General features: G+C 70.0%; 16 protein-coding genes. 5 read left to right on the forward strand and 11 right to left on the reverse strand.

The annotated features are described in order from the left end of the window. The 5 genes from G5C51_RS32395 to G5C51_RS32415 all read right to left on the reverse strand — a co-directional run. Nucleotides 1–1,369: copper resistance CopC/CopD family protein (locus tag G5C51_RS32395; RefSeq protein ID WP_165242662.1), on the reverse strand; the 1,369-nt coding region annotated here is incomplete at its 3' end. Nucleotides 1,370–1,374: 5 nt separating this feature from the next. Beyond that, nucleotides 1,375–1,830 carry a copper chaperone PCu(A)C gene (locus G5C51_RS32400; RefSeq protein WP_338118382.1) on the reverse strand — a complete coding sequence of 152 codons (456 nt, stop codon included), beginning with the start codon at nt 1,828–1,830 and terminating at the stop codon, nt 1,375–1,377. Then, nucleotides 1,827–2,489: an SCO family protein gene (locus tag G5C51_RS32405; RefSeq protein ID WP_165242664.1), complete on the reverse strand. Its 663-nt coding sequence runs from the start codon at nt 2,487–2,489 to the stop codon at nt 1,827–1,829. Before G5C51_RS32405 ends, G5C51_RS32400 begins: the two co-directional genes overlap by 4 nt. An 89-nt stretch (nt 2,490–2,578) precedes the next feature. Then, nucleotides 2,579–3,310, reverse strand: coding sequence for a YcnI family copper-binding membrane protein (locus G5C51_RS32410; protein WP_165242666.1), 732 nt, complete (start codon nt 3,308–3,310; stop codon nt 2,579–2,581). A gap of 132 nt (nt 3,311–3,442) precedes the next feature. Then, nucleotides 3,443–4,240, reverse strand: a complete 798-nt coding sequence (locus tag G5C51_RS32415; protein ID WP_165242668.1) for a hypothetical protein — start codon at nt 4,238–4,240, stop codon at nt 3,443–3,445. Between the two features lie 250 nt (nt 4,241–4,490). Between G5C51_RS32415 and G5C51_RS32420 the strand changes: the two genes are divergently transcribed. Beyond that, nucleotides 4,491–4,961, forward strand: coding sequence for an ATP-binding protein (locus tag G5C51_RS32420; RefSeq protein ID WP_165242670.1), 471 nt, complete (start codon nt 4,491–4,493; stop codon nt 4,959–4,961). A 216-nt stretch (nt 4,962–5,177) separates the two neighbouring features. Here the strand turns inward: G5C51_RS32420 and G5C51_RS32425 are convergent, their stop codons facing one another. Continuing rightward, nucleotides 5,178–5,549: a thiol-disulfide oxidoreductase DCC family protein gene (locus tag G5C51_RS32425; RefSeq protein WP_165242672.1), complete on the reverse strand. Its 372-nt coding sequence runs from the start codon at nt 5,547–5,549 to the stop codon at nt 5,178–5,180. Between the two features lie 133 nt (nt 5,550–5,682). On the opposite strand from G5C51_RS32425, the gene G5C51_RS32430 reads away from it, so the two are divergent. Both G5C51_RS32430 and G5C51_RS32435 read left to right on the forward strand, forming a co-directional pair. Continuing rightward, nucleotides 5,683–6,342 (forward strand): DUF5819 family protein, encoded by a 660-nt coding sequence (locus tag G5C51_RS32430; protein WP_165242674.1) that lies wholly within the window; start codon nt 5,683–5,685, stop codon nt 6,340–6,342. After that, nucleotides 6,339–7,511, forward strand: a complete 1,173-nt coding sequence (locus G5C51_RS32435; RefSeq protein WP_165242676.1) for an HTTM domain-containing protein — start codon at nt 6,339–6,341, stop codon at nt 7,509–7,511. The genes G5C51_RS32430 and G5C51_RS32435 overlap by 4 nt, the downstream gene beginning before the upstream one ends. A 40-nt stretch (nt 7,512–7,551) precedes the next feature. Here G5C51_RS32435 and G5C51_RS32440 read toward each other — a convergent pair whose 3' ends face one another. Then, nucleotides 7,552–7,863 carry a DUF2089 family protein gene (locus G5C51_RS32440; protein WP_165242678.1) on the reverse strand — a complete coding sequence of 104 codons (312 nt, stop codon included), beginning with the start codon at nt 7,861–7,863 and terminating at the stop codon, nt 7,552–7,554. Nucleotides 7,864–8,183: 320 nt separating this feature from the next. Here G5C51_RS32440 and G5C51_RS32445 point away from each other — a divergent pair, with 320 nt between their 5' ends. Then, nucleotides 8,184–10,457 (forward strand): hypothetical protein, encoded by a 2,274-nt coding sequence (locus G5C51_RS32445; RefSeq protein ID WP_165242660.1) that lies wholly within the window; start codon nt 8,184–8,186, stop codon nt 10,455–10,457. 81 nt (nt 10,458–10,538) lie between these two features. Here the strand turns inward: G5C51_RS32445 and G5C51_RS32450 are convergent, their stop codons facing one another. After that, nucleotides 10,539–11,252, reverse strand: coding sequence for a YqeB family protein (locus G5C51_RS32450; protein ID WP_165242680.1), 714 nt, complete (start codon nt 11,250–11,252; stop codon nt 10,539–10,541). A 262-nt stretch (nt 11,253–11,514) separates the two neighbouring features. On the opposite strand from G5C51_RS32450, the gene G5C51_RS32455 reads away from it, so the two are divergent. Beyond that, nucleotides 11,515–12,258, forward strand: a complete 744-nt coding sequence (locus G5C51_RS32455; RefSeq protein ID WP_165242682.1) for an MIP/aquaporin family protein — start codon at nt 11,515–11,517, stop codon at nt 12,256–12,258. Nucleotides 12,259–12,321: 63 nt separating this feature from the next. Here the strand turns inward: G5C51_RS32455 and G5C51_RS32460 are convergent, their stop codons facing one another. The 3 genes from G5C51_RS32460 to G5C51_RS32470 form a co-directional block, all read right to left on the reverse strand. Then, on the reverse strand, nt 12,322–12,705 hold the full coding sequence (locus tag G5C51_RS32460) for a DUF6069 family protein (RefSeq protein ID WP_165242684.1): 384 nt from the start codon (nt 12,703–12,705) through the stop codon (nt 12,322–12,324). Beyond that, nucleotides 12,702–13,307, reverse strand: coding sequence for a TetR/AcrR family transcriptional regulator (locus tag G5C51_RS32465; protein WP_165242686.1), 606 nt, complete (start codon nt 13,305–13,307; stop codon nt 12,702–12,704). Before G5C51_RS32465 ends, G5C51_RS32460 begins: the two co-directional genes overlap by 4 nt. 66 nt (nt 13,308–13,373) lie before the next feature. Continuing rightward, on the reverse strand, nt 13,374–14,441 hold the full coding sequence (locus G5C51_RS32470) for a glycoside hydrolase family 25 protein (RefSeq protein ID WP_165242688.1): 1,068 nt from the start codon (nt 14,439–14,441) through the stop codon (nt 13,374–13,376). Between the last annotated feature and the right edge of the window lie 117 nt (nt 14,442–14,558).

Genomic DNA, 14,558 nt, shown 5'->3' on the forward strand with positions numbered 1-14,558 from the left:
CACCCGCACCCTCACCCGCCGAGTCCCACGCCGTACCCTTCCCCGAGCGCGCGGCGCCCCGCTCCGCACCCACCTTCTCCGCCACCTCAGCAGGCGCCGTCCCCTGCGCCGGCACCGCCGCCTCCCCCAGCCGCGACGTCCACCGCCGCGAGATCCACGCGACGCCGACCAGCACCGCGACCAGACCCACCTTCACCAGCAGCAGCTGCCCGTACGTCGTCGAGGTCAGCGCGCCCCACGACCCGACCCCGCGCCATGCCTGATACAGCCCGGTGACGACGAGCACCACGACACTGCCGAACGCCAGCGCCGAGAACCGCCGCACGACCTCCCGCTCCACCGGCGGCCCGCTCCGCATCGACACCGCCAGCGAAGCCAGCCCGCCGAGCCACACCGCCACCGCGAGCAGATGCACCGCGGTCACCGGCATCGCCAGCCACGGCTGGATCCCGGCCGAGGCGTGCTCCGCCATCGCCCAGGTCGCCGCCAGCCCGGCGGCCACCACGGCGCCGCCGATGCCGAGCCCGTACGCGAGATCGCGCCGCTCGCTCTCACTGCGGTCCGAGTCCTTACCGGAGCCGTCGCGCCCGCGCTCGTACGACCCGAAGAGCACCGAAAGGAACACCGCCGCCGCGCCGAGCAGCAGCAGCCGCGACAGCAGCGCCGCCCCCGGCTTGGTCGCGAGCACCTCGCGGGTCTCGGCGAGCCCGAAGCCCGCGCCCGTATACGGGCCGCGGAGCAGCAGCAGCGCCACCGTCGCGGCGAAGAGCAGCACCCAGCCGCCGGCCGCCAGCCGGCGCACGGCGGGCGAGCGGCCGCCGCACCAGCCGGCGAAGACGCAGGCGCCGACCATCAGCACGAAGCCGCCGTACGCGATGTACCGGCCGGTGTCATAGAGCGTCTTGACCCCGCCGTCGGAGGCACCGGAGCCCACCGTCACCGACGTCTTGGACTCCTTCCCGATCGAGAAGGTGAACGCCCCGGCCACCGGGTGGCTGTCGGCCGAGACCGCCTTCCAGGCGACGGTGTACGTGCCCTCGGGCAGCCCGCTGCGCAGCGCGACCGCCGCGGACGCGGCCTTGCCGCCGACGTGGTGCGGCTCGCCCTTGGCGACGTCGTTGCCCTTGGGGTCCAGTACCCGCACCGAGTCGGCGGAGAGCTGGACGCCCTCGGAGAAGGACAGCGAGATGTCCTTCGGCGCGGTCTTGACCACCGCGCCGTCCTGGGGATCGGTGCCGGTCAGCGCGGCGTGGGCGGCGGCGGGCGAGGCGCCGAAGAGCCCGCCCGCGAGCGCGCACAGCAGCGCGCCGAGGAGGGTGGCGGCCATCCGCCGGGGCCGGGGCGGTCGGGGCGCGGTCCGGGAAGTCATGCCGCTCAGTCCTTCTTCGGCGGTCGGTACGTGGTGGGCTCGACCGGCACCTCGACCTTGATCGGCTCCGACCTGGCGAAGTGCAGGGTGAGGGTCACCTTCTCACCGACCTTCGGCTTGCGGCCGAGCTTCTCCAGCATCAGGTGGTTGCCGCCGCGGGCGAGCTCGAGCTTGCCGCCGGCGGGGACGTCGAGCTGTTTCACCTGCTTCATGGTGTTGTTCTCGGTGGTGTGCAGGGTGACCTTGCCGGCGAGGGCGGTGGTGACGGAGGTGAGCTCGTCGTCGGCGTCGCCGTCATTGCGTACGGTCACATAGCCGGCGGCCATGTCCTCCATGAGCGGCTGCGGTACGAACCCGTTCAGGGCGTGCAGTTCGGGCTTGCCGTCGCCGCCGGAGCAGGCGGCGAGGGCGGTGAGCAGGATCCCGGCCGCGGCGAGGGCGGCCGGTCGTGCGTGGTTCACGGTGTCTGCCCCTTGATGAGCTTGGGCATGTCCTTGGCGTACTGCTCGGAGTCGACCCCGGCCAGGTAGATGACGTGCGCCTTGTCGTCCTTGGGGGAGTACGCGAGCACCTCGGAGCTGTGGCCGACGGTGTAGGAGCCGTCCTTCTGCTTCTTCGGCTTGTCCATGAAGATGCCGACGGTGCGGGCGCCGGCCTCGATGGTGTCCCAGTCCCCGGTCAGCCCGATGAAGTCCTTGTCCTGCATGCCGAGCCACTTCTTCAGCCGCTTCTCCGTGTCCCGCTTCGGGTCGGTGGTGACGAAGACGACCTGCAGCTTGTCCTGCTCGGCCTTGGGCAGCTTCGACTTGGCCAGGGCGATGTCGCTCATGATGACCGGGCAGACGTCCGGGCAGTGGGTGTAGCCGAAGAAGAGCAGGGTGGGCTTGCCCTTGGTCTCCTTGATCAGGTCGTACTTCTTGCCGTTGAAGTCATTGAGGATCAGGTCCGGCTTTTCCTTGGGGGTGTCCAGGACGGTGCCGGCCTTCTTGGCGCTGTTGTTGCCGCCGGAGATCTCGACGGCGGGCTTGGCCTCGTCGCCGGAGGAGCAGGCGGTCGCGCCCGCGGTGATCAGCAGGGCGGCCGCGAGTGCGGTCGCGGCCCTGAGGGGTGAGATGCGCATGTGGCGTTCTCCGTAGAGGGGTTACGGGGCCCGCCGGGCCGGGGCTGGTGCGGTCTGCACCTGCCCCGGCGGTCGGCGAGCCGGCGGGATCAGGCGGACTTGCGGCGGGCGAGCAGGCCGAAGGCGACGCCCGCGGCGCCGACCACGATGCCCACGATGCCGAGCGCGCGGGCGGTCGTGTCGCTGCCGCCGTCGTTGCTCTCGGCACCGGCGTTCGCGGTGTCGCCGCCCTTGTCGTCGGCGGCGGCCTTGGCGTCGTCGCCGCCGCCGTGCCCGCCGTCCGCGGCCGGGGTGAGCTTCAGCACCGGCGCCGGGCTCTCCGGCTCCGGCTGGCCCTCCTTGGGCTCCTCGATCCAGCGCACGACCTCGTTGTTCTTGTCGTACGTCTGCAGCGCCTTGAAGACCAGCTGGTCGGCGTCCTCGGGCAGCTGTCCTACGGAGACTGGGAACTGCTGGAACTCGCCCGGCTTGATCTTCCCGCCGGTCCAAGTGATCTTGGAGACCGCCTCGGTGATCTTCTCGCCGTGCACCTCGAGCGGCTTGTCGAGCTTCTTCTTCTCGACCTTCACGTCCCAGCCGGGGACCGGCTGGGGCATGGCGGAGGTCAGCGGGTGGTCCTCGGGGAGGGTCACCTCGAGCTTGACGGTGGAGGCGTTGTCGCGCTCGTTGGGCACCTTGAAGTTCACGGTGGCGTAGCCGCCCTGCTCGGCCTCGTCCGGGTTGACCGAGACGTGCGCGGAGGCGGGGACGGCGAGCAGCAGAACGGCGCCGGCGGCGAGGCCGCCGACGGCGGACAGCCGGCGCAGTGGCTTGGCATGCATGGCAGGACACTCCTGTGTGCTGTGGGGTGAAAGGGATCGTTCGACGACGCGTGCGTGCGGCGTCAGCGCGCGACCTTCCGTGCACCCGTGCAGCGCCCGTCAAGGGCGGGAGTGGTGGTGGAACCGCGCGCGTCAGGCCGCGAGGCCGAAGGCGGGCGGCCCGCGGCGCCGGACGCTGTGCTGCAGTTCGGCCGTTATGGCCGCAGGTCCAGGGGCTTCGGCGATACGGACCCGGCCGCGCTCGGGCAGCGCAGCCGGCAGCCCGGCGCACAGCGCGGCGGCGAGGCGTACGGCGGCGCGCAGCGGAGCGCTCGAGGTGCGGGCGAAGCCGGCCGTGAGGCGTACGAGCCGCCACACCGCGGCCTCGCCGCGGCGCAGCAGCCAGCCCGCCGCGAGGGCGGCGAGGACGTGGCCGAGCAGCATGGGCAGGGAGTACATGGAGACGTCCCACAGCGAGGCGGCGTGGCTGCCGCCGTCCGCCATGGCGCCGTGGGCCGCGTCCTGGGCCGGGGCCAGTTTGTCCGGATTGAACCCCGCGTTGGCGACGATCTGCCGGGCCCGGCCCTCGCCCAGCGGGATGGTGTGCTCGTTGCACAGCAGCCGTTTGGCCAGCGCCATCGCGCCGCTCTCGTGGCCAGGTCCGGCGGTGCCCGGCGCGGCGGTGTGCTGCCCGGTCCCGTAGAGGCAGTGCAGTCCGAGCTGTCCGATCCCGAGCAGGGCGGCGATGCCCGGCAGTGATCGCTCACGTCCGGCGCACGCCGCGGCCAGGACGAACACCCCGGCGGCGGCCAGCCCGAGCGTCCACAGCGGCACGGCCGTACCGGAGGCGAGGACGTGTCCGCCGGCGGACAGCACGACGCAGACCGCGGTGAACACCGCGGCCCTGATCAGGCGCAGATCGGCGCCGGCGCGCTGGGCGGGGACAGTCATGGCCGCGCAATCATCTCACCGCACCGCGGCCGTCGATCGGCCAGCCCCGCCACTCGGTCGAATCCCGTGTCGAGCCGGCCGCGCGGCGAACCGCGATGATCCGGCCACGGCCGCCGAACGCCTATATCGCACCAACCGGAATAAACACATCCGCCGGATGAGCGTTCTCACCCGCCGAGGGCGATTGGAGGGCGCGCTTCGCGGTTATACGTACCGGTGTGTCGAGCCGCGGCCGGGAGGCTGAAACGCGATGAGTATCTGGTGGTCGCTGCGATTGCGGCGTGAGGCCGCGAGCGTCCCCCTCGCACGAAGGCTGCTGGCCGGAGCCATGGACACCGCGGGCGTCGATCCCGACATCTCCTTCGACCTCTCCCTTGCCCTGACCGAGGCGTGTGCCAACGCCGTCGAGCACGGCGGCGCGGACGGGGCGGGCGGCGACTACCGGGTCACCGCCTTCATAGACGGCGACAAATGCCGCATTGAGGTCATCGACTCCGGCCCCGGCTTCACCCCTGACCCGGACGACCCACCCGGCACCCGCGTGCCGCAGCCGTCCTCGGGCCCAGCCGATCCGCAGCGCGCGGAGAGCGGCCGCGGCCTCTTCCTGATCGAACACCTCGCCGATCATGTCGACATCCACAACCGCCCGGGGCGCGGCGCGGTGGTCGCCTTCGACAAGATCCTCAAGTGGCGGGAAGGCGCACTGCTCGCGGCGTCATGAGTTCTAAGGGCAGCTGGCGCGTGCGATAAAGACCGTCCGTAGGTGGCCCGTTCAGGTTGCCCGCGTGGCCATGCGGCCCCCACTAGCCCGTAGGTGGATTCCTTGTCGTGACCGTACGGGGTGGCCTTGGGCCCGGCAGGGAGCTCCAGCCGGACGGCAATGTCCTTCAGCGGCTTGTTCGTTGTGTTGCGCGTGCGCCTCACGGCCGGATGAGCGCTAGCGGGACGTGACACGGCAGGACGCGGTGCCGCCGGGCATTCGGTGCCGGTTGCGGGCGATCAGGCGATAGACCACCCCGGCCACGGCACGGACCGGAGGCAGCGCGAGGACCCGGCCCAAGGGGGCCCAGAACCAGTGGCGGCTGCTGAGCAGCAGCGCGGAGACGGCGCGAACACCGCCGAGTACCTGACCGTCCGCGCGCACCCACAGCACCTCGTACTCGGCGCGCTCCTGGCGGACATCGATGGCCGCCAGGTCGGTGCCCTGCCAGGGGGTGATGTCGCAGTCCGGCCGGATCCTCCGCTCGGCGAACCGGACGCTCCTGGTGCAGAATCCGCAGTCGCCGTCATAGATGAGCGTGTTTGTCATGCCAATAGCATGACTCGTTCCGCGGGCGCCCAGGAAGCCGCGGAGTGCGCCATGCGGGTTGTGTTGGACCAAGGTGCGCATAGCAGCGCACGTCAAGCGGCATGTGCCCTAGCTTGTATGGCACTTTGGCGAAATGCCAGCAGCGCTGAAAGAGAAACAGGAGGCCCCGCCTCGGCGGGTCCTGGATGCGGCAGAGCATTTGGCGCCCCGGGGCATGCCATTGCGCCGCCGCCGAAGCCGTTCCCTCCGGGCCGGTTTCGCTACCGTTTGCCTGCTTGCTGCGTATCACCTGGGGATGGTGTTTCTGGCAATCGCGCCGCCCAACGTCATCAAGGATCACTCCATGCAGCAGGTCCAATGGTGGATCTACCCATGGTTCGAGCAGGGTTGGAAGATGTTCGCCCCGGAGCCGGTGTCGACCAATCGCGCCTTCGAGGTCCGGGTCCGTAATGGCACGAAGGTCAGCCGCTGGGAGAATCTCACCGCCGCTGACGACGCCGAGATCCGGGGAGACCTGATCACCAGCCGGCAGCATGCCAACGTGTTGCGCCGGGTCTGGGACGGAATGGAATCCCTGGACAAGAAGAAAGGGCCGCGCAATCCGGGTGAGGCGATTCGCTTCACCTACGCGCGCAATGTGGTCGTGCAGCGCATGGAAGCCCTCGGGTACGAGAACTTCTCAAAGATCCAGATCCGGGTGCGGCTGCAGAAGGTGCCGCCGCACAACAACGTGAACGCCGAGCAGCCGTGGCAGACCATGATGCTGCCGTGGTGGGGGGTACCGGCCAAGTGACCGTTCGTGACCTGCGACAAGCGGGACAGGGAGACGTCCTCGGAGTCGTGGAGCGGCTGCTCGCGTTCTTCCGCCGGATGACGCTCCAGCCGCTGGCGCTGTATTCCGCGGCTTCGATCCGTATCGGGCTCGGGCTCCTCTACGCGACATATCTGCTGCGGGAGTATCCGTACAACGACCAGCTCTGGGGCCCCGGTTCACCGTGGTCGCCGGCGCTGGCCGACCGGTGGCTGGAGAACTATCACTGGCCCGACCTGGTGAACTTCATCTACTCGACGCTGATCACCGACAGCCCGGTCTATTTCCAGGCGTTCTACGGACTGTCGATCATCGTGGCGCTGTTGTACGCGGCGGGGTGGCACACCAGGGCCATCGGCATTGTCCACACATTCTGTGTGATGGCGTTCTTCACCCGCTCCTGGCAGCTGACCGACGGCGGCGACATGGCCATCATGCTGCTGACGTTCTATGCCGCGTTCATGGCCTCGGGGCGCCGCTGGTCGCTCGACGCCCGGCGGCACCGCAAGCGGATGGAAGCTGCCCAGGGCAAGCCGGTTCCCGAATACCGATTCTTCGCCGGCCGCGGCGCGGAGACGGAGGAACTGCGCCGCCGTTTCGTCGTCCTGATGCACAACGGTGCGATGGGCGTATTCGCCGCCCAGGTCATGATGATCTACTGCTCGGCGGCGCTGGTGAAAGTCATGGGGCTGAAATGGCAGGAAGGCACGGCCCTTTACTACATCCTTCAGGTCAGCTGGCTGCAGCCTTTCCCCGCGCTGAACAACTGGATGACCGGGCCGGGACATCTGGTGCCGCTGGCGGTCATCGCTTACCTGACGGTGTTCTCACAGCTGCTGTTCCCGCTGGCGGTCTTCAACCGCACCGTGAAGTACTGCTGGCTGCTGGTCATGCTCGGCACGCACATCGGCATCATCGTGACGATGGGTGTCTTCCAGTTCTCCGCCATCATGATCATCGGCGACCTCGTCTTCCTGCCGGACAGCTTCTGGCGCCGGTCTGCCTGGTACGTAAAGGTGCTGCGCACTCCGCGCGGCAAACAGCCGGTCCCGCCGCCACTGCCGGACCCGGCGCTGCCGGAGGACGCGAAGACGGTGCCCACCCAGAAGGGCCAACCCCACTCCGCACGCGCTACTTCGGGTCACGGCTGAAGGACGTTCGGCCCGTCCGGCTTCTGGCGGCGCTGCTCGTTCATGCGTCGGCGACGAAGTCGAGGCTCTCGGCGATCCGCTTCAGCCGGGACTTGATCGTCGGGTAGCTCACCCCGAAGGTCCGCTCCATCTCCTTGATCGAGCCGTGCGACCGGACGAACGCGGCGACGAAGACCTGGTCGTCGATGCCGAGCCGGGCCAGCTGCGGCGGCTCGAACTCCCCCTCGATCGCGACGCCGCTGCCGGCGAGGCGGACCCGCTCGACGACGAACGGCTGTCCGCGGGTCAGGTCCGTCAGTTCCTGCCAGTCCACATTCGGCTCCTTGCGCTCGGCGACCTGCTCACGATTCATTTTCGCCTTGAGATTTTTAAGCAAACAAGCAGCAGACCTTAATTTTCTCAAGATGATCTTCAACGGTGGCAACAGATGCCCCGCGTGAGATCCGTGCGGCCCGAGTGGCCCATTCGGCTGGCGGCCGTGCGCTGCTCGGGTGGTTGCGGTTGCGGGCATACGCGTTATGTCCCATTTATATGTGACTGCTCCGATGTACTGCTTACTGCTTCACGCGATCTGGAACGTGAACGATCAGGGAGATCACAGTGCGTACAGGAGCCGGAGGGCCGCTAAGAGCGGTCCTTCCCGGAGGTCGGTCTGCGGGCCGCGCCGGGAGCATGAGACGGGTGGTGAGCGGCGCCGCGATCGCGGTGCTGACCACCGCCGTGATGGTGGTGCAGGCCGGGGGCGTCGGCGCGGCGCAGCAGCAGCCGGTCGAGATGAAGCAGACGGAGATCCCCGTGACCATCGCCGGCGGCGGTGGCACGGCGAAGCTCTCGCTGCTGTCCGGCGGCGATTCCGTGGAGCCGCTGGAAGGCGACCTGCTGCGCATCGAGCCGCCGACGGGCACCAAGCTCAAGGACATCTCCTGCGGCACCATCAAGGAGATCGACCCGAAGGGCGCGTTCGGCACCTGCCTCGAGCCCAGCTACGGCACCAACTGGAACCCGGTGCGCACCGCGACGGTGACGGTCGACCCGGACACCAAGCCCGGCGACCTGACCGACGGCAAGGCGACCTTCGTTCACAACGACGGCACCCCGGACACCGTGACCTCCTGGACCGTGAAGGTCCTCGGCGTCAAGGTCAAGCAGGATTCGGTGCCGACGCTCGCGGCCGGTACGGCCACCGAGACCACGTTCACGCTCCAGATGGAGAACGGCCAGAAGGTCCCGCCGGTCGAGGGTGACGTACTGCGGTTCACGCCGCCGACCGGCACCAAGATCAAGGACACCTCCTGCGGCACCATCAAGGAGGTCGACCCCGCGGGTGCCTGGGCGACCTGCACCGTGCCCGCCAACGGCGACGACTGGAACGACAAGCGCCGGGTGACGGTCGAGGTCAACAAGGACACCAAGCCGGGCACGCTCAAGGACGGGAAGGTCACGCTGTCCGCGAAGGGCAGCGACCGCGCCGCCCAGACCGAGCCGAAGGCGGAGAACAGCTGGGCGGTCATCGTTCCCGGCGCGCCGGAGCCGGAGCCGCGGACCGTAGAGCTGCAGCAGAGCGGTGACGCGCCGACCACCGGGGCGGGCGCTCCCGATCCGACCGAGGTGCCGATCACGCTGGAGCAGCCGGACGGCACGGCGGTTCCGGCGGAGACGGGTGATGTGCTGCGGTACGAGGCGCCGGACGGCGTGACGATCACCGACATCAGCTGCGCCGACGGCATGACGAAGGAGGTCGCCCCGGACGGCACGTGGGCGACCTGCACCAACACCAGCGGCACCGCCTGGCCCACCAGTCCGACGGTGTCGGTGAAGGTGGACCCGGGCCTCGACCCGGGTGAGTACGAGGGCACGGTCAGCCTCGCGGATCAGGACGGCACCGTCCTGGACCAGGGGCCCTGGACCATCAAGGTGCTCGCCCCCGAGGTGGCGCAGGAAGGCGACGCGCCGACCCTCACGCCCGGCACCGGCACCGAGGTGCCCGTAACGCTGGAGCTGGAGGACGGCGCCGCGGACCCGGCCACCGAGGGCGAGGTGCTGCGGTACGAGGCCCCGCCGGGCACGGAGATCACGGACATCGTCTGCGACAAGGAGGAGGAGATCGCCCCCGACGGCTCGTGGGCGACCTGCACCTCTCCGGAGGCCGGCACCTGGAGCCCGGACGAAGGGGTGACGCTGAGGCTGACCCCGCAGGCCCAGCCGGGTGAACTCAAGGGCAAGGTGCAGCTGTTGGACGACGAGGGCAATGTCGACGCGGAGGGACCGCTGACAGTGCGGGTCCTTGCGCCGGCGCCGGAGCCCGAGCCGGAGCCGGAGCCGGAGCCGACGGATGGTGCCACGGACGGGGCGACCGACGAGCCGACCGACGGGGCGACCGACGGGTCGACTGACGGGGCGACCGACGGGTCGACTGACGGGTCGACCGACGGTGCTACGGACGGGTCGACCGACGGTTCGACGGATGGTTCCACGGACGGCTCGACGGAGGACTCGACCGACGATCCCACCAGCGAGCCCGCCCCTGAAGCGGCTGACTCGACTGATGGGTCCACCGACGGCTCGACCGACGACTCCACCGACGAGGCCGACTCTCCGAGCGGCGCCACCATCGGCGTCTCGGAGTACTCCACCGCCTTCTCCACCAGTGGGGCCGGGACCTTCCGCGGCCAGTTCTCCACCGGATCCGGGCGTACGGAGCTGAGCACCGAGTACTCGTCCGAACTGAACGGGAAGCCCGGCGAATACTCCGGCCTGATGTCCACCACCTTCTCCACGGAGATGGCCACCGAAGGCCTGGGTGACAAGGACAAGGGCGGCTCTTCCAGCAAGGCCCTGGCCGACACCGGCGGCGAGCGCCTCGCGCTCCTCGGCGGTCTCGCCGCGGCGCTGATCGGCATCGGCACCCCGCTGGTGATCGCCGCCCGCGGCCGCCGCAGGTCGTAACACCACCGCACAACAACTGAACACACCGAAGGCCGCCCCGGAATGGGGCGGCCTTCGGCCTTTCCGCGCACGAGGTTCAGCTCACGGCGCCAGCGGCCGCCAGTACTGCCGCGTCCCCTCGTCCCGTACGACATAGCCCTGCTGCTGCGCCTCCTCGCGCAGCTCGAGCGCGTCCGCCGCGTCCTTGTTCTCCAGCGCCGACTTCCGGGCCCGCAGCACGGCGTTGACCCCCGGCGGCAGCTCCGGAGCGCCCGGGACCCAGCGGTGGTATGCGTCCGCGTGCGGGTCGGCGGGCAGCCAGTGGTGGCCGTGGGAGGTGAAGGCGGCGGCCAGCTTCGCCGCCGGCAGCTCGCAACGGCCGCGGAACAGCTGCCGGGTGGCCGCGTCGAGCACGACCAGGTCCTTGCCGTCGGCGAAGACCGCGTCGATCTCGGTGGCCGGCACGGCCGACTCGTTACCGTCCTGCGCGATCCGCACCTCCGGCCCCTCGAAGGTCACCTTCGCGCCCATGGCCACCGCGAACAGCCCGCCGGCGACCCCGAGCACCAGGCCGACGCCCATCACGGCCCACGGACCCCACCGGCCGTTCGCCCCCGCCACCAGCTCGAACCAGCTCCCGAAGGGCGCCGACGGCAGCTTGGTCACCCAGCCCGCCAGCAGCGTCACGAGATACCCGAGCAGCGCGCCCGCCGCCGGGCCGCCGAGGAGCAGCAGCCACCGCTCGCCGGCCGGCTGGCCCACGCTGTCCGCCCCGGACTTCCCGGATTTACGCAGGTCCATCACGTCACCCGTCATCGCTCGCGCCTCCTTGTATCGCTCCCTTACGACGCTAGGAGCCGCCGCTCGCCGGGGCGTCGGCCGAAGGTCCGGGGGGTGGCGGAAGCACTACGACTTTGGTCTACGCCGCTGGCGGCCGGAGACTGCTTCGCAACCCGCCGCGCACACCCTTCCCGACCTGACATGTACGAAGTAAGGTGCGCTGTCACTCTCCGCGTGTCGCGGACCGCACGCCCGTCGGCACGCGGCCCACGACGATGTGGAGGCAGGGGGTCACCCGATGGATGGTGGCGAGATCTTCCTTTGGGAGCTGCTCGGCACAACATTGCTGCTGCTACTGGGTTGCGGCGTTGTCGCGAACCATGTGCTGCGCAAGACGAACGGCCATGCGGCCGGCACGCTGTTCATCAATATCGGCTGGGCTTTCGCGGTGTTCACCGGAGCCAGCGTGGCGCACCCCACCGGTGCCCACTTGAACCCGGCGGTGACCCTCGGTCTGTGGGTCAGCGACAAGATGGACGGCGGGGATGTGCCCTGGTATCTGCTGGGCCAGATCTGCGGCGGTATTCTCGGCGCGATTCTGTGCTGGGCTACGTACAAGCTGCAGTTCGACGATCATCCGGAGCCGGAAGGAACGCTCGGGATCTTCTCGACGATTCCGCAGATCCCCAACAAGCTGTGGAACACCGTCACCGAGGTCATCGGCACCTTCGTGCTGGTCGGCTGGATTCTCTTCTCCCCCGGCTACTCGGAGGCGAACGGGACACCGGCCTTCGGCAACGCGGCGCTCGGCTACGCAGGTGTGGCCTTCGTCGTGCTGGTGATCGGTACCTCGCTCGGTGGCCCCACGGGCTACGCCATCAACCCCGTCCGTGACCTCGGCCCGCGCATCGCGTACGCCTTCATCCTGCCGATCAAGGGCAAGGGCGACGCGCAGTGGAACTACGCCTGGGTCCCGGTGGTCGGTCCGCTCATCGGCGGTCTGCTGGCGGGCTTGCTCTACAACATCTGGCCAGAGGTCTGATCCTCTCGCCACCTCCAGCAGCGGCGCCGCGATCCCCGTGCAGCGGGGGCCGCGGCGCCGCTGTCATGCGCCGGTACGTGCCGTCCGCAGCCCCGGGATCAGCACCGCCGCCACCGCCAGGTGCATGAGCACGAGCGCGGCCCGGGTGCCGCCGTCCATGCCGTCGCCGGTCAACGGGAGGAACGACACGGCGAGTACGGCCCCGGCCACCGCGGTCCAGATGGCGCGGGCGCGCCGTATCCCGAACCGCTCCAGGGCCGCCAGCAGGCCCCAGCCGGCCAGCGCCGCTAGCAGCGCGACCATCAGGACGGGGGCGAGGCCGAGGTCGAGCGTCCGGTCCCCGTCGGCGATCCGCAGCCGGTGCCCCAGCACCGGGTCCGCGGCCAGCCACACCAGCACGGGCGCCAGGACCGCGATCCCGGCAACTGCCGGGCGCCGGCGGCTCACTTGGCGGCCCCCGCCAGCGCTCCGTGCAGGAACACCTCCGCCAGCTCGTGCGGCGTCAGCTCGGGCTTGTCGTCCTTGCGCGGCTGGGTGAAGAGCAGGCCGTAGAAGAGCGCGGCGATCTGCTCCGGCGGCCGGCGCAGGGCGGCCTTGTCGGGCTCCAGCAGCTCCACCAGGGCCGCGAGGATCCGCGACGTCGACTCGGTGCGGCCCGCGCCGCGCACCGTGCCGGGGTGCTTGCCGCCGCGGTGCCCTGACGTGTGCAGCGAGCCGGCGATCGCGCCCATCCGGTCCAGGTGCGCCTGCAGCGCCTCGGCCGCGTCGGCGAGCCGGTCGGGCAGCGGCTGGGATACGTCGATCGCGCCGAGCTCGCGGACCGCGTGCTCGGGGGAGAGCGCCTCGGCCAGGCAGGCCTGCAGCAGCTCGTCCTTGTCGGCGAAGACGCGGAAGATCGTGCCCTCGCCGATGCCCGCGGCGCGGGCGATCTTCGCGGTGGTCACCGCGGCGCCGTACTCGGTGATCAGCGGGATCGCGGTCTGGATGATCATTGCGCGGCGCTGCTCCGGGGACATGCCGGGGGCGCGGCGGCGTTTGGAATCCGTCATGGGGACGACGGTACGGAGTGAGTACTCACTCAGTCAAGGTATGAGTGAGTACTCACTCCGTTTGGCTCAGTCCCGCACCGGGACGCCGGTCAGCTTCGACTCCTCGACGTCGATCGCGACGACCGAGAGGAAGCCCTGTTCAGGGCCGGTGATATGGGCCATGTACGTCGAGCACTCCTCGCCCTCGCACACCTTCTGGCCGGAGTTCACCTGGTAGTCGACGGTGACGTCGGATCCGTTGATCATCCCGACCGCCTTCGAGTCGGGGTCGGCCGTCTCGTGGACCACCCAGCGCGTGCCCCAGGTGGGGAAGGCCTTGCCGTCGGCGGGCTCGCTCGGGGACGGGGACGGGTCGCCGCCACCGTCTCCGCCGCCCGCGAGCTTCTGCAGCTCCTCGAGGCTGTTGCGGTAGACATTCACGTCCACCGCGTCGTCCGGCACGCCCGGGACCTGGCCGTCCGAGGCGTGCTGCCAGATCTGCCACGGGGCGCCGGCGCCCGGGATGTCCTGCGGCTCCACGTCGCCGCTGCCGTAGCGCGGTTGCCACAGCAGATAGCCGCTGAAGAGCGCGCCGTCGCCGCCCATGCACTGGTCGACGAAGGGCTTCGAGGTGTAGACGATCGGCTTGACGCCGAGGCTGTTGTGGACCGTGTCGAGCCACGCCTTTACCTGGCCGGTGTCGAAGCTCGGCGGGCAGCCGCCGTTGATCTGCTCCAGGTCGAGGACCGGGGGGAGTTCGCCGGCGTTCTTGCCGGTGTAGCCCTGCTCCTTGATCGTCTTCACGAAGAACTCGGCCTGCTGGGCGCCGTCCCCGGGTCCGGCCGGGTGGTAGAAGTGGTACGGCGCGCGCAGGATCCCCGAGTCGGCGGCCGCCTTCCAGTCGCGCGCGAACCAGTCGTCGGTGTAGTCGATCCCCTCGGTCGACTTCATGAAGGTGTACGTATATCCGGCGCCCTTCGCCGCGCTGTAGTCGATCGGCGAGCCGTCCGGGTGCTGGTGGTGGCTCGTATCGAAACCCTTCACCGGATACGCGTCAGGCGGCGCGGCGCTCGCCGAGGTGTTCACGGCGAACAGGGCGCCCGCGACGATGGCGGCTGCGCCGCCGAGGGCCAGGGCGGTGCTTCTGCGGAACATGCGGCGGTTCCTTCGCGTGGGGGTCAACGGAGCGATTTACGGTGCCCGTTGCGCCATCCCTGCGGGGAGGCCTGTGCGTCCCGTCCTGCGTCTCGGGACGGTGTTTTCCCACCCGCC

Origin of the sequence: Streptomyces coryli, assembly GCF_011044975.1 — a bacterium.
In the GTDB taxonomy this organism is placed as follows: domain Bacteria; phylum Actinomycetota; class Actinomycetes; order Streptomycetales; family Streptomycetaceae; genus Streptomyces; species Streptomyces coryli.

Bases quoted from the DNA above. Each gene is read 5' to 3' on its own strand.
- G5C51_RS32430 (WP_165242674.1), top strand. From the start codon at position 5,683: ATGCCAGCAGCGCTGAAAGAGAAACAGGAGGCCCCGCCTCGGCGGGTC.
- G5C51_RS32440 (WP_165242678.1), bottom strand. From the start codon at position 7,863: ATGAATCGTGAGCAGGTCGCCGAGCGCAAGGAGCCGAATGTGGACTGG.
- G5C51_RS32470 (WP_165242688.1), bottom strand. From the start codon at position 14,441: ATGTTCCGCAGAAGCACCGCCCTGGCCCTCGGCGGCGCAGCCGCCATC.
- G5C51_RS32405 (WP_165242664.1), bottom strand. From the start codon at position 2,489: ATGCGCATCTCACCCCTCAGGGCCGCGACCGCACTCGCGGCCGCCCTG.
- G5C51_RS32465 (WP_165242686.1), bottom strand. From the start codon at position 13,307: ATGACGGATTCCAAACGCCGCCGCGCCCCCGGCATGTCCCCGGAGCAG.
- G5C51_RS32415 (WP_165242668.1), bottom strand. From the start codon at position 4,240: ATGACTGTCCCCGCCCAGCGCGCCGGCGCCGATCTGCGCCTGATCAGG.
- G5C51_RS32445 (WP_165242660.1), top strand. From the start codon at position 8,184: ATGAGACGGGTGGTGAGCGGCGCCGCGATCGCGGTGCTGACCACCGCC.
- G5C51_RS32425 (WP_165242672.1), bottom strand. From the start codon at position 5,549: ATGACAAACACGCTCATCTATGACGGCGACTGCGGATTCTGCACCAGG.
- G5C51_RS32450 (WP_165242680.1), bottom strand. From the start codon at position 11,252: ATGACGGGTGACGTGATGGACCTGCGTAAATCCGGGAAGTCCGGGGCG.
- G5C51_RS32420 (WP_165242670.1), top strand. From the start codon at position 4,491: ATGAGTATCTGGTGGTCGCTGCGATTGCGGCGTGAGGCCGCGAGCGTC.
- G5C51_RS32455 (WP_165242682.1), top strand. From the start codon at position 11,515: ATGGATGGTGGCGAGATCTTCCTTTGGGAGCTGCTCGGCACAACATTG.
- G5C51_RS32410 (WP_165242666.1), bottom strand. From the start codon at position 3,310: ATGCATGCCAAGCCACTGCGCCGGCTGTCCGCCGTCGGCGGCCTCGCC.